This window comes from Streptomyces capoamus (assembly GCF_014654935.1).
GTDB lineage: Bacteria > Actinomycetota > Actinomycetes > Streptomycetales > Streptomycetaceae > Streptomyces > Streptomyces capoamus.
Window position 1 is genome coordinate 57,908 of record NZ_BNBF01000012.1, and the last position, 13,072, is coordinate 70,979.

The 13,072-nt window shown below is 73.4% G+C and carries 12 protein-coding genes and 1 pseudogene; 4 read left to right on the plus strand and 9 right to left on the minus strand.

Going from position 1 to position 13,072, the window contains the following annotated elements; translation table 11 throughout:
• Positions 1–316 precede the first annotated feature (316 nt).
• The gene (locus IE312_RS19950) at positions 317–1,012 is read right to left on the minus strand and encodes a uracil-DNA glycosylase (RefSeq protein WP_189983679.1); all 696 of its coding nucleotides are present in this window, start codon (positions 1,010–1,012) and stop codon (positions 317–319) included.
• 145 nt (positions 1,013–1,157) lie between these two features.
• Between IE312_RS19950 and IE312_RS19955 the strand changes: the two genes are divergently transcribed.
• Complete coding sequence (locus IE312_RS19955) at positions 1,158–1,892, plus strand: RNA-binding S4 domain-containing protein (RefSeq protein WP_189983681.1); 735 nt, start codon at positions 1,158–1,160, stop codon at positions 1,890–1,892.
• Positions 1,893–2,065: 173 nt separating this feature from the next.
• On the opposite strand, the gene IE312_RS19960 is transcribed toward IE312_RS19955, so the two are convergent.
• Together IE312_RS19960 and IE312_RS19965 are read right to left on the minus strand one after the other, a co-directional pair.
• On the minus strand, positions 2,066–2,578 hold the full coding sequence (locus tag IE312_RS19960; protein ID WP_189983683.1) for a DoxX family protein: 513 nt from the start codon (positions 2,576–2,578) through the stop codon (positions 2,066–2,068).
• A 104-nt stretch (positions 2,579–2,682) separates the two neighbouring features.
• Positions 2,683–3,341, minus strand: a pseudogene (locus IE312_RS19965) (class I SAM-dependent methyltransferase).
• Positions 3,342–3,523: 182 nt separating this feature from the next.
• Here IE312_RS19965 and IE312_RS19970 point away from each other — a divergent pair.
• Entirely contained in the window at positions 3,524–3,823 is a 300-nt protein-coding gene (locus tag IE312_RS19970) for a DUF6343 family protein (RefSeq protein WP_189983686.1), read from the plus strand.
• A gap of 72 nt (positions 3,824–3,895) precedes the next feature.
• Here the strand turns inward: IE312_RS19970 and IE312_RS19975 are convergent, their stop codons facing one another.
• The 4 genes from IE312_RS19975 to rpsA form a co-directional block, all read right to left on the minus strand.
• Entirely contained in the window at positions 3,896–4,276 is a 381-nt protein-coding gene (locus IE312_RS19975) for a tetratricopeptide repeat protein (protein ID WP_189983688.1), read from the minus strand.
• A 49-nt stretch (positions 4,277–4,325) separates the two neighbouring features.
• Complete coding sequence (gene coaE / locus IE312_RS19980) at positions 4,326–4,952, minus strand: dephospho-CoA kinase (RefSeq protein WP_189983690.1); 627 nt, start codon at positions 4,950–4,952, stop codon at positions 4,326–4,328.
• A gap of 270 nt (positions 4,953–5,222) precedes the next feature.
• The gene (locus tag IE312_RS19985; RefSeq protein WP_189983692.1) at positions 5,223–6,161 is read right to left on the minus strand and encodes a PAC2 family protein; all 939 of its coding nucleotides are present in this window, start codon (positions 6,159–6,161) and stop codon (positions 5,223–5,225) included.
• 209 nt (positions 6,162–6,370) lie between these two features.
• Positions 6,371–7,867, minus strand: a complete 1,497-nt coding sequence (gene rpsA, locus IE312_RS19990; protein WP_189303940.1) for a 30S ribosomal protein S1 — start codon at positions 7,865–7,867, stop codon at positions 6,371–6,373.
• Positions 7,868–8,095: 228 nt separating this feature from the next.
• Between rpsA and IE312_RS19995 the strand changes: the two genes are divergently transcribed.
• Positions 8,096–9,067: a class I SAM-dependent methyltransferase gene (locus IE312_RS19995; protein ID WP_229900177.1), complete on the plus strand. Its 972-nt coding sequence runs from the start codon at positions 8,096–8,098 to the stop codon at positions 9,065–9,067.
• A 148-nt stretch (positions 9,068–9,215) separates the two neighbouring features.
• Positions 9,216–11,771 carry an ATP-dependent helicase HrpB gene (gene hrpB, locus IE312_RS20000; RefSeq protein WP_189983693.1) on the plus strand — a complete coding sequence of 852 codons (2,556 nt, stop codon included), beginning with the start codon at positions 9,216–9,218 and terminating at the stop codon, positions 11,769–11,771.
• 72 nt (positions 11,772–11,843) lie between these two features.
• Here the strand turns inward: hrpB and pgfA are convergent, their stop codons facing one another.
• Positions 11,844–12,827 carry a cell envelope lipid trafficking protein PgfA gene (gene pgfA / locus IE312_RS20005; RefSeq protein ID WP_189983695.1) on the minus strand — a complete coding sequence of 328 codons (984 nt, stop codon included), beginning with the start codon at positions 12,825–12,827 and terminating at the stop codon, positions 11,844–11,846.
• A 27-nt stretch (positions 12,828–12,854) separates the two neighbouring features.
• The gene (locus IE312_RS20010) at positions 12,855–12,989 is read right to left on the minus strand and encodes an SPW_0924 family protein (RefSeq protein WP_189983697.1); all 135 of its coding nucleotides are present in this window, start codon (positions 12,987–12,989) and stop codon (positions 12,855–12,857) included.
• Positions 12,990–13,072 lie beyond the last annotated feature (83 nt).

Sequence of the window (13,072 nt, forward strand, 5' to 3'; positions counted from 1 at the left end):
CTCCAGGGGACGGGGCCGCGCTGGGCACGGAAGGCGTGGGCGAGCCAGAGGGGTACGGCGGGCCGGGACACAGAGCTCCTGTTCGTACGAGGGCGGGGGTGGGCCTTCGGACGACGGTGGCCGGTGGAATGCTCCCACGATAGATCGCGTTCCCCCGGCGAACGGGACGCTCACGTTTCCGCCGTGTGAAAGCTGCCAGGACAGTTGCTTTCTTTATGAACGCAACCCCCCGGCTGCGTGCGCCTCCGTCGCCCCGGCGCCTCGCCTCCGCCCAGGAGCCACGCCCGCGCCGACTGCCGCTCGGCCGCCGCGTGCCCTACGGCAGCCCGGCCGCGTCCGCCGCCGTGCGCAGCACCTCGCGGAGCATGTCCGTGGTCAGCCGGCCGGTGAAGGTGTTGCGCTGGCTCACGTGGAAGCAGCCGAAGAGGTCCAGCCCGTCGAGCGCGACCCTGGCGCCGTGGGAGAACGCCGGACGGGGCCGGGGCACGGTCCAGCCCGCCTCCGCGAACGCGGGCAGCGCGGCCTGCCAGCCGAAGGCACCGAGGACGACCGCGGCCCGCAGCGTCGGCCGCAGCAGCGTCAGCTCCCGGACCAGCCAGGGCCGGCAGGTGTCCCGCTCACCCGGGGTCGGCTTGTTGGCCGGCGGTGCACAGTGCACGGGCGCCGTGACCCGCACGCCGTACAACTCGAGTCCGTCGTCGGCACGGACGGAGGTGGGCTGCGAGGCGAGGCCCACGTCGTACAACGCCTGGTACAGCACGTCTCCCGAACGGTCACCGGTGAACATGCGGCCGGTGCGGTTGCCGCCGTGCGCGGCCGGGGCCAGCCCGATGATCACCAGCCGGGCGTCGGCCGGTCCGAAACCGGGCACCGGCCGGCCCCAGTACGTCCAGTCGGCGAACGCGGCCCGCTTCGTACGGGCCACCTCCTCACGCCAGTCGACGAGCCGGGGGCAGGCCCGGCACCCGGCGACACGCCGGTCCAGCCGGGTGAGCGCGCTGCTGTCGTCCATACCGTCACCGTATGCCCCGCTGGGCCGCCCCCATGGCGTGCGGTCCGGGGGTGGCCGGCGACGGTGTACGGGCCGCCCCGGGTGCTTCCCCGGGCGCCGGGAAAAGGCTTCCTGTGACCCGGCCTTCGAGCGTTATGGTCGGGATATGGCTTCCGAGGATGCGGACGAGAACGTGGCCGGTGACACCGGCGTGGGAACCGGCGCGCCGGGCGGCATGGGCCCCGCCCCCGCCCCTTCCGACCAGCCGCTCGATCCCGGGATCGCCGCCGCGGTGGCCGCCGCCGAGGCCGCCGGGGCCGCCAACGGCGAGAGTGTCCGCCTCGACAGCTGGATCTGGGCCGTCCGCCTGATCAAGACCCGCTCCCTCGGTGCCGCCGCCTGCCGGGGCGGGCATGTGCACGTGAACGGGGAGCGGGTGAAGCCCGCCCATTCCCTGCGCGTCGGCGACGAGGTACGGCTCCGGCACGAAGGCCGGGAACGGCTCGTCATCGTCAAGCGGCTGATCCGCAAGCGGGTCGGCGCGCCCGTGGCCGCCCAGTGCTACATCGACAACTCCCCTCCGCCCCCGCCGCGCGAGGCCATCACCCCCGCGGGACTGCGCGACCGCGGCGCCGGCCGCCCCACCAAGCGGGACCGCCGCGAACTCGAACGCCTCCGCGGCCTCGCCGGCCCCGGCACCCCAGCAGGCTTCCCGCGCGCTCCCGGCTTCGGCGGCCCGACCGGCCCCGGCACCTTCGGCGGCCGTGGCGGAGCCGGAGCGCCTGGCAGCCGGGGCGGACCCGGTGGGACAGGCGGGACCGGCGGCTCTCGCGGCCGAGGCGGACGCGGCGGGCCCGGTGCCCCGGGTGCCCGTGGAGCCTCCGACGGGTCCGGCGGGTGATCCGGCGGGCGGCGAGCTGAGGCGGGTGCTCGGTGTGCGCGCCCCAGCGTGCCCGGCGCTCGCCGGGCGCCGGGGCCCGGCCCGTAGAGCCGGTGCAGAGCCGGTGCAGAGCCGGTGAGGCCACGCCCAGCCGCCGCAGGCAGCGGACCTGCGCCCGCCCGGCACCGACCCGGTCACCGGCGGCGGAGCACTCGCAGCAGGTCGCTGTTGTGGCTCCTGCGGGTCCAGGCGATCAGGGCGAGGGGGACCATCAGGATCAGTGGGGTCGCCGCGTTCTGGCCGTCGAACGCGGTGAGCTGGACGATGAACGCGGTGAGCTGGACGATGAACGCCCCCACCATGAGCGCACTCAGGGCGATCGCCGCCACGGACTGCAGCAGCGGTATCAGCAGGGCCATGCCCCCGGCGAGTTCGAGCACGCCGATGATGTACATGGCCCCACTGCCCCAGCCGATCCGGTCGAAGGACTCGACGGCCGTCGGATGCGCGATCAGCTTGGGCAGGGCGCTCGCGATGCCGTAGAACAGGGCGAGCAGGACCTGGAGCGTGCGCAGGGCGATTCGGGCTGCACGCACCCGGCCGCCGGTGCGCGGGCCGGCCGAGGCCGTGGACGTCGTCGGGGAGCCGATGGGGGCGGTCGGAGTGGTCGGGGCGGTCGGGGCGCTCGGGGCGGCGATCTCGAACATGGGGTCTCCTGGGTGCTGCGGTCCCTGGTGGTTTCACGGGGGTGGACCGGCCCGGGGCCGAAAACTCATCGGCGCCCGTCGGCAGGGGCGACCGGCGGGAGCGCCTACGCCATGGGCACCGCCCTCACCCACATCCCGTCCGGAGTCAGGCAGGAGTCCACCTCCAGTCCCGCTTCCGCCAGCGCCGACGCGAACTGCTCCCTCGTCAGCGGTCTGGACAGGAACGTCTGGGTCCAGACCGCGTCCGGGAAGACACGCCCTCCCCGGCCGGTTCCACCGAGGTGATCCGCACGGTGAAGCCGCTCGGATCGACCCGTTCCCTGGGCACGTCGGTGTGGTGGTCCGCGCCCTCGCGCTGGATGAGTACGCAGCCGCCCTCCGCCACGTGCCGGACGCAGGTGCGCAGCAGACCCCTGCGCACCTCCTCGTCGCCGGCGTGCACCAGGAACGACGCCAAGATGACCACGTCGAACCTCTCGCCCAGGTCCAGGTCCTCTATGGAACTGCGTATCGTGCGCGCTCCGCGGACCCGGGCCAGCATGTCCGCGGACTCGTCCACCGCAGTGACCGTGAAGCCGCGCTCCAGCAGGGGGTGGGTCACCCGGCCCACACCGCTGCCCAGTTCCAGGATGTGCGCCCCGGCCGGTACCGCCGCGGCGATGATGTCCGGCTCGTCGGCCACCGGCAGCCGCGCATACAGCTCCACCGCGCAGCCGTCCGGGGTGATCGCACCGGGTCCGGTGCCCTCGTACCCCTCACGCATCTCGATGCTCATGCCCGGACAACGGCCCGCCGCCGCACGCCCGTTCCCCTGCTCCCCCGGTTCCTTCCTTCGAGCGATTCCACCCCCTGACGGGAACCACCGACGACGGGAACCACCGACGAAGGCCACATGTTGATGGGGACCGGCGCCGAGAGTACGTTTCGAACAGGAGCGGTGATCCGATGCGTACGGGCAGTGAACCGGTGACCGCCCGCAGTGCCCTGCGGGCGCGGTTCTGGCTGAGCGTGTGGGGGCTGGTCTGGACGGTCTTCGGCACGGTGGCGTTCGCGCTGGTGGGCAGGCCGGGCTGGGCGGCTGCCTGCGGGGTGCTGTGGCTGCTGATCACCACCGACATGGCCTTGATCCTCCGGCACATGCGGCAGGGCCCGCACTACCAGCCGGGCCGGGACATCCCGCCGTACCGGCCGCTGGACGGCGGACCACCGTTTCCCGGCCCACCGGGGCGGCGCCGTCGTCCCTGACCGGTGTGACGGCCGCATGAGACCGGGCCGGACGGACCGGGCGGACCGGATGCGCCGGGCGGACCGGCCTCGTCAGTCGTCGAAGCGTGCCGCCTTCAGGTACTGCGGGTTGGGGTCGAGGGCCGCGGCCAGCCGGAAGTGGCGCTTGGCCTGGTCGGGGCGGCCCTGGCGCTCATAGGTGCGGGCCAGCGCGAAGTGTGCGAACGCGTTGTCCGGCTCGCGCTCCAGGACGATGGTGAATTCGAGTTCGGCGGGCCGCAGTTGCGCCGCGGCGAAGAAGGCACGCGCGCGCAGCAGCCGGGCGGCGGTGTTCTCGGGGTGCGCGGCGATGACTCCGTCCAGCAGCTTCACCGCGCCCCGAGGGTCCCGCGCGTTGAGCAACTGCTCGGCGGCACGGAAATCGATGACGTGCGTTTCCGGGGTACGTCCGGTGGAACCGCTGGTCTCGGGCACGACAGAGTCCTTCCCTCGCTCCCGCCTTTCAACGCGCCGGTGCGGACCGCTATTCCGCGCCGTCGGCATCCGCGCCGCGGTGCCGGGCGCGGCGGGCGAGGTCGTCCCACACCTCGGCGACGCGCTTCTCCAGCGCATCCAGGGGCACGTCGTTGTCGATCACGATGTCCGCGATCTCGCGGCGCTGTTCGCGGGTCGCCTGCGCGGCCATGCGCGCGCGTGCGTCCTCCTCGGTCATCCCGCGCAGCCGTACCAGCCGGTCCAGCTGCGTCTCGGGGCTGGCGTCCACGACGACGACGACGTCGTAGAGGGGTGCGAGACCGTTCTCCGTGAGCAGGGGCACGTCGTGGACCACCACGGCGTCCTCGGCCGCGGCGCCCTCCAGCTCGCGGGAACGTGCGCCCACCAAGGGGTGCACGATCGAGTTGAGGACGGCGAGCTTCTCCGGGTCGGCGAAGACGATCGAGCCGAGCCGGGGCCGGTCCAGGCCGCCGTCGACGGCGAGGACGCCGGCTCCGAAGGCGTCGACCACGGCCGCGAGCCCGGGTGTGCCGGGCGCCACGACCTCGCGCGCGATGCGGTCCGCGTCGATCAGCACGGCGCCGTGCCGCACGAACAGCCTCGACACCTCGCTCTTGCCGGCGCCGATGCCGCCGGTCAGGCCCACTGTCAGCATGACCGGAAGCCTAGACGCTCTGCTCCGGGGGCCGTAGGGCAGGTGGGAGCGGGGGTGCCGCTTCGCGGCTGGTGCCCGCGCGGCCGGTCGAGCCGTCCGGAGGGCTCATCGGCCCGTACGGCAGGTGACAACGCGCTGCTCCGCACGTCAGGCAGAAGCGGACGGCCTCACCCCGCCCCGCGCGCGGCAGGCGGATGCCATTGGGAGCCGCGCTCCGCCCACGCACGGCAAGCGGACGCCGGCCCAACCGCTCCCGTCCCCAGGGGTGGATCAGGTGTCGCCCTCGCGTTCCGCCAGGAAACGCTCGAACTCGCGCCCGATCTCGTCGGCCGACGGGATCTCCACGGGCTCGGCGAGCATGTTGCCGCGTGTCTCGGCGCCGGCCGCGGCGTCGTACTGGTGCTCGAGCCCCTGGACGAGCGAGGTCAGCTCCTCGTCGCCCTCCTGGATCTGCCGGTCGATCTCGGTCTGGGTACGGTGCGCGTCCGTCCGCAGGGAGTGGGCGACGCCGGGCAGGACCAGGCCGGTGGCGGCCGTGACGGCCTCCAGGACGGTCAGCGCGGCGTCCGGGTACGGGGAGCGGGCGATGTAGTGCGGGACGTGGGCGGCGAGGCCGAGGACGTCGTGTCCGGCTTCCATCAGGCGGTACTCGACCAGCGACTCGGCGCTGCCGGGCACCTGGGCCTCTTCGAAGGGGCTGCGGTGACCGGGCACGAGGTCGCTGCGGTTGCCGTGCGGGGTCAGGCCCACCGGGCGGGTGTGCGGGACGCCCATGGGGATGCCGTGGAAGTTCACGGACAGGCGCACGCCGAGCCGTTCCACTATCTGGCGCACGGCCGCGGCGAACCGCTCCCACTCCACGTCCGGCTCGGGACCGGACAGCAGCAGGAAGGGGGCACCGGTGGCGTCCTGGACGAGGCGGACCTCGAGGGCCGGGACCTCGTACGCGGTCCAGCGGTCCCGTTTGAAGGTCAGCAGGGGGCGCCGGGCCCGGTAGTCCACGAGCCGGTCGTGGTCGAACCGGGCCACGACCTGGTGGGGCAGTGAGTCGAGCAGCCGGTCGACGATCTGGTCGCCGGTCTCACCCGCGTCGATGTATCCGTCGAAGTGGTAGAGCATGACAAGGCCGGCCGACTCCTGGGCGAGCGCCATGTCGACCACGGCGAGGCCCTTCGGCTCCCATGCGTACAAACCCTGCGGATCAAGCACTGTGACCGCTCCTCCTCGTGTTCCTCATCGACAACGTGTCCTGGAACAGCGGAATTCCCGCGACACGCCGCTGAGTAGCGATCCGCTGTCCGCACGGTGACGAGACGCACGGCTCGGCCACGTGCGGAGGGCCCGGAGAACGACCGAGGGGCCGTACCTCGAAAGGTACGGCCCCTCAGCCGACTATCGGTCAGCCGTTGCGGCAGCGATCAGCTCTGGCCACCGGCCAGCTTCTCGCGCAGCGCGGCCAGCGCCTCGTCCGAGGCCAGCGCACCGGAGGTGTCGGCACCCTCGGAGGAGTACGAACCGCCACCCGCGGCCGGAGCCGCACCGGCGGCGTCGCCACCCTCGGCAGCGGCCTGGGCATCCGCCTCGCGGGACTTGATGACCTGCTGCTGGTGCTGCTCGAAGCGGGACTGCGCCTCGGCGTACTGGCGCTCCCACTCCTCGCGCTGCTTCTCGTAGCCCTCGAGCCAGTCGTTGGTCTCGGGGTCGAAGCCCTCGGGGTAGATGTAGTTGCCCTGGTCGTCGTAGGACGCGGCCATGCCGTACAGGGTCGGGTCGAACTCGACCGAGGCCGGGTCGGCACCGAAGGACTCGTTGGCCTGCTTCAGCGAGAGGCTGATGCGACGGCGCTCGAGGTCGATGTCGATGACCTTGACGAAGATCTCGTCGTTGACCTGGACGACCTGCTCCGGGATCTCCACGTGGCGCTCGGCCAGCTCGGAGATGTGGACCAGACCCTCGATGCCCTCGTCCACGCGGACGAACGCACCGAACGGCACCAGCTTCGTGACCTTGCCGGGCACGACCTGGCCGATCTGGTGGGTGCGGGCGAACTGCTGCCACGGGTCTTCCTGGGTCGCCTTCAGCGACAGGGAGACGCGCTCGCGGTCCATGTCGACGTCGAGGACCTCGACCGTGACCTCCTGGCCGACCTCGACGACCTCGGAGGGGTGGTCGATGTGCTTCCAGGACAGCTCGGAGACGTGGACCAGACCGTCGACGCCACCCAGGTCCACGAAGGCACCGAAGTTGACGATCGAGGAGACCACGCCGGAGCGGACCTGACCCTTCTGGAGGGTCGTGAGGAAGGTCTGGCGGACCTCGGACTGGGTCTGCTCCAGCCAGGCACGGCGGGACAGGACCACGTTGTTGCGGTTCTTGTCCAGCTCGATGATCTTGGCCTCGAGCTCCTTGCCGACGTACGGCTGGAGGTCGCGGACGCGGCGCATCTCGACCAGCGAGGCCGGGAGGAAGCCACGGAGGCCGATGTCGAGGATGAGACCACCCTTGACGACCTCGATGACGGTACCGGTGACGATCCCGTCCTCTTCCTTGATCTTCTCGATGGTGCCCCAGGCACGCTCGTACTGGGCGCGCTTCTTCGAGAGGATCAGGCGGCCTTCCTTGTCCTCCTTCTGGAGAACAAGGGCCTCGATCTCGTCACCGACGGCGACGACCTCGTTGGGGTCGACGTCGTGCTTGATCGAGAGCTCACGGCTCGGGATGACGCCTTCGGTCTTGTAACCGATGTCGAGCAGGACCTCGTCCCGGTCGACCTTCACGATGACGCCGTCGACGATGTCGCCGTCGTTGAAGTACTTGATCGTCTCGTCGATCGCGGCGAGGAAAGCTTCCTCGTTACCGATGTCGTTGACCGCTACCTGCGGGGTGGTGGCGGTGGTCTCGGTGCTGCTCGTCATGTGGGAAAGGGCTCCGGTACGGACATTGAAGTCGTAGGTACTGCTTACGCCGGGAGCCCGTTTCGCTCTGCAGAAGCCGGACAGCCAAGGAAGCGCCTCACCAGGAACTGGCGATGGCGCCTCGACAACCGAGGGGACATACAACAGATGCGAGCGCAGCCTGCTACGTCTGAGGAGCGCAGGCCCGCAGCGCAACTTGTAGCATACGGGGGCGGCCGGACATGGTCAATGCGCGAAGGCGCACACCGGGGGCGGATCGCCGCATTCCCGGCAGAAGAAACGTCCCAACGGGCCACACGGGGCCATGGGATCCCTCGCACGGGTCCCCCGCGGGTTGGACGGAAGAGTACGACGAGGGAGCCGATCATCCAAGAGCCGGAAGCGTACGAACCGCAGGGGTCCGGGGATCCCGAGCCCGAGGCCACCAGGCGTGACGCCGGTGTCACGGAGAGCGCGCGGGCCAACCGGGGCTGGTGGGACCGCAACGCGGACGAGTACCAGACCGATCACGGCACGTTCCTCGGCGACGACCGCTTCGTGTGGGGCCCCGAGGGGCTGGACGAGGTGGAGGCCGAGCTGCTGGGCCCGCCGGAGGAGCTGAAGGGCAGGCACGTGCTGGAGATCGGCGCGGGGGCGGCGCAGTGCGCGCGCTGGCTGGCCGCCCAGGGCGCCCGCCCGGTGGCCCTGGACCTCTCCCACCGGCAGCTGCAGCACGCGCTGCGGATCGGCGGATCGTTTCCCCTGGTCTGCGCCGACGCCGGCGCGCTGCCCTTCGCGGACGGCTCCTTCGACCTGGCGTGCTCCGCGTACGGGGCGCTGCCGTTCGTTGCCGACCCGCGGCTGGTGCTGCGCGAGGTGCGCAGGGTGCTGCGGCCGGGCGGCCGGTTCGTGTTCTCGGTGACGCATCCGATCCGCTGGGCGTTCCCGGACGAGCCGGGTCCCGAGGGCCTGTCGGTGTCCGCGTCCTACTTCGACCGCACGCCCTACGTGGAGCAGGACGAGCAGGGCCGCGCGGTCTACGTGGAGCACCACAGGACGCTGGGTGACCGGGTACGGGACGTCGTGGCCTCCGGTTTCCGGCTGGTGGACCTGGTGGAGCCGGAGTGGCCGGCCTGGAACACCGCCGAGTGGGGCGGCTGGTCGCCCCTGCGCGGGAACCTGATCCCGGGTACGGCGATCTTCGTGTGCGAGCGGGACTGATCCGGCGGGAGCGCGCCGGGGGACTGCGCGCGCGTGCGCCTCACGCACCGCAGCACTACGCGCGCGTGCGGACCGCTGTCCCCGATGCGCGCGCGAGAGGGCCCTTTCCCCGGGGCACCGCGTCACCCGGTCGTACGACACTGGGGGCGTGATCCGTTACGACGCCCTGGACGCGCTGCCGGTGCGCTCCGCCCTGCCCGCCCTGACCGACGCCCTGGAGGGTGACGGCACCGCCGTCCTGGTCGCGCCGCCCGGCACCGGCAAGACGACGCTGGTGCCGCTGGTGCTGGCGGGGCTGGTCGGCGGGGGTCCCGCGCGGCGGGTCGTGGTGGCCGAGCCGCGGCGGATCGCGGCGCGCGCGGCGGCCCGGCGCATGGCGTGGCTGCTGGGCGAGCGGCCCGGCCGGAGCGTGGGCTTCACGGTGCGCGGTGAGCGGGCGGTGGGGCGGCACACGCGCGTGGAGGTGGTGACGACCGGTGTCCTGCTGCAGCGGCTCCAGCGCGATCAGGAGCTGACCGGCGTGGACGTCGTCGTGCTCGACGAGTGCCACGAGCGGCACCTGGACGCCGACACGGTGGCCGCGTTCCTGTGGGACGTCCGGCAGGCGCTGCGGCCGGAGCTGCGGCTGGTGGCCGCGTCGGCGACCACGGACGCCGAGGGCTGGGCGCGGCTGCTCGGCGGGGCGCCGGTGGTCGAGGCGGCCGGCGTGGCGCACCCGGTGGAGGTGGTGTGGGCACCGCCGGCGCGGCCGGTGCGGCCGCCGCACGGGATGCGGGTGGATCCCGCGCTGCTGGCCCACGTGGCGTCGGTGGTGCGGCGGGCGCTGGCCGAGCGGGACGGGGACGTGCTGTGCTTCCTGCCCGGCGTGGGCGAGATCGCGCGAGTGGCGGGCCTGCTGGGCAATCCCGTTGACGTCGAGGTGCTGCAGGTGCACGGGCGGGCCCCGGCCGCGGTGCAGGACGCGGTGCTGGCGCCCGGGGCGCGGCGCCGGGTGGTGCTGGCGACGTCCGTCGCGGAGTCGTCGCTGACGGTGCCCGGGGTACGGGTGGTGGTCGACTCGGGACTGGCGCGGGAGCCGCGCGTCGACCACGCGCGCGGGCTGAGCGGGCTGACGACCGTACGGGCGTCGCGGGCGGCCGGACGGCAACGGGCGGGGCGGGCCGGGCGGGAGGCGCCGGGAGCGGTGTACCGGTGCTGGGCGGAGGCCGAGGACGGCCGTCTGCCGGCGTTTCCGGCGCCGGAGATCAAGGTGGCCGACCTGACCGCGTTCGCCCTGCAGGCGGCCTGCTGGGGCGATCCCGACGCCTCCGGGCTGGCGTTGCTGGATCCGCCGCCCGGCGGGGCCATGAAGGCGGCGCGGGACGTGCTGGCGGCGGTGGGGGCGGTGGACTCCGCGGGGCGGGCCACGGGGGCCGGCGCGCGGTTGGCCCGGCTGGGGGTGCACCCCCGGTTGGGGCGGGCCTTGCTGGACACGGGCGGTCGAGGGGCCGAGGTCGTCGCCCTGCTGTCCGAGGAGGCGCCCCGGGAGTACGGGGACGATCTCGCCGGTGCGCTGCGCCGTGCCCGGCGTGGGGGCCAGGCCTATGACGCGCGGTGGGCCGCGGAGGTGCGGCGGCTGCGGGGCGCCTCGGCGGAGAGCGACGAGTTCTCCGATCCGCCCGCCCGGGCCGGGCTGCGGGAGGAGAGCGCCCGGGCCGGGCTGCGGGAAGGCCGGGTCGGACCGGGCATAGGTGACGACGGGCTCGCCGGGCTCGTCGCCGCGCTCGCCTTCCCCGAGCGGGTCGCCAGGCTGGACGGCGGGTCGTACCTCATGGCGTCCGGGACGCGGGCGGAGCCGGCCGAGGGCTCGGCGTTGCGCGGGGCTCCCTGGATCGTCGTGGCCGTCGCCGACCGGCCCGCCGGGAAGGGGCACGCGCGCGTGCGGCTCGGGGCGGCCGTGGAGGAGGACGTGGCGCGCGTCGCCGCCGGGGCACTGCTGACCGAGCGGGACGAGGTGCGCTGGGCCGACGGGGACGTGGTGGCCCGGCACGTCGAGCGGCTGGGCGCGATCGAACTGGCCGCACGGCCGCTGGCGGACCCCGGCCCCGCCCTCGTCCGGGCCGCCCTGCTCGACGGGCTCCGGCAGGAGGGACTGGAGCTGCTGCGCTGGCCGCCGGAGGCGCAGGTGCTGCGGCAGCGGCTGGCGTTCCTGCGCGCACACCTCGGGGAGCCCTGGCCGGACGTGTCGGACGCGGCGCTGCACGCGCGCGTGGACGAGTGGCTGGAGCCGGAGCTGGGCAGGGCCCGGCGGCGGGCCGACCTGGCCCGGATCGACGCCGGTCAGGCGCTGGCGCGGCTGCTGCCCTGGGCGGGCGGGGAGGCCGGCCGGCTGGACGGGCTGGCGCCCGAACGGATCACCGTACCGAGCGGGTCCAGGGTCCGGATCGACTACCGGGATCCTGAGCGGCCGGTCCTGGCCGTCAAGCTGCAGGAGATGTTCGGGCTGCGGGAGACGCCGGCCGTCGCGGGCGTGCCGCTGCTGGTGCACCTGCTCTCCCCCGCCGGGCGGCCCGCCGCCGTGACGGCCGACCTCGCCTCCTTCTGGCAGGACGGGTACCGGGCCGTGCGGGCGGAACTGCGCGGCCGGTACCCCAAGCACCCCTGGCCCGAGGACCCGGCGACGGCCGAGCCCACGCGGCACACCAACGCGCGGCTCAGGCGCTGACCGGCGTGCGGTCGCGCCAGGGGTCCCAGGACGTGAGGACGGCCGGGCTCGCGCGGCGCACCGGCGTGCGGCTCAGGCGGCGACCGGTGCGGACTGCTCCGCTCGCGCCGGGACGCGGTGGCGGGCACGGGTCTCCAGCCAGAGCGAGAGGGCGAGGAGCAGGAGGCCGAGACCGAGGGAGGACCAGGGGACGTACGAGGTGAGGGCCAGGACGAGGGTGCGGTTGTGCTTGACCAGGGCGACCGTGTGCTCGATGTAGTCCTCGCGCATCTTCACGTGCCCGGCGAACGCGGTGACCTTGGCGCGGCCGCCGAGCAGGGTGCCGCCGCGCAGTTCCTCCCGGTGGAGCTCCTCGCCGTAGACGGGCGCCCCGGTGACGGGTTCCACCCAGAACCTGCGGACCGTGGAGTACCAGCGGGTGGTGCCGGTCCTGGCGACCGACTCGGGGGTGATGCCCCGCACGGGCATGGTCCTGGGCATCGGGACCCTGGTCCAGGGGATGGTCTGCTCGAAGTAGTAGACGGTCAGGCCGCGGAAGGTGCGGGTGCCCCGGTAGTGGATGGGGTGGGTGGTGCGGGTCTGGGCGTCGAAGTACTCGTAGTCCCGTTTCCGGGTGAGGAAGGGCCACTTGAACTCGATGCCCCGGCGGGTGACCGGGTCGCCGTCGACCATCTCGCCGGCGGCGTGGACGGGGTCCTGGCTGTGGGCGTCGAAGACGTAGCGTTCGGGCACCTCGGAGACCATCCTGCCGTCGGGGCCCTGGACGTAGGACAGGCCGTCCCAGACGACGACCGCCCGTCCCGTCGTCCTGCCGACCCTCTTCGCGGCCTCCACGTCGCCCTTGAGGGTCTGCACGATGGTGACCTTGGGCACCTTGGCCGCGCGCAGGGTGCCGTAGTCGAGGAGGGTGGCGTTCCGGGCCTCCAGGACCATGTCCTGGTACTGGCCGGCGGGGATCCGGGCCAGGCGCGGGAAGGCGTACCAGCGCAGCAGCGGGGACAGTGCCGCGCAGAACACGGCGCAGGCGAGCAGGACCAGGCTTGCCCTCCGGCGCATTGCGGCCTCCCTCCCGGACGGGTGCGGCTACGGGTGCGCCGGCACGGTCGTCAGCAGCGGCTTGGGGGACGTCCGGCCCGACGGCGCGCCCAGCGCGCTGATCGTGAGGACCAGGGCGCACGCGAGGAGGAGACCGGTCGCGGCGGCGATCAGGGCGCGCATGCGGGGCCTCCCTGCGGATGCTCGGTGCGGTGAGCGGTGACGGCTTGCTGATGGTTCGTCAGGTCGGGCACCGTAGCAACGGG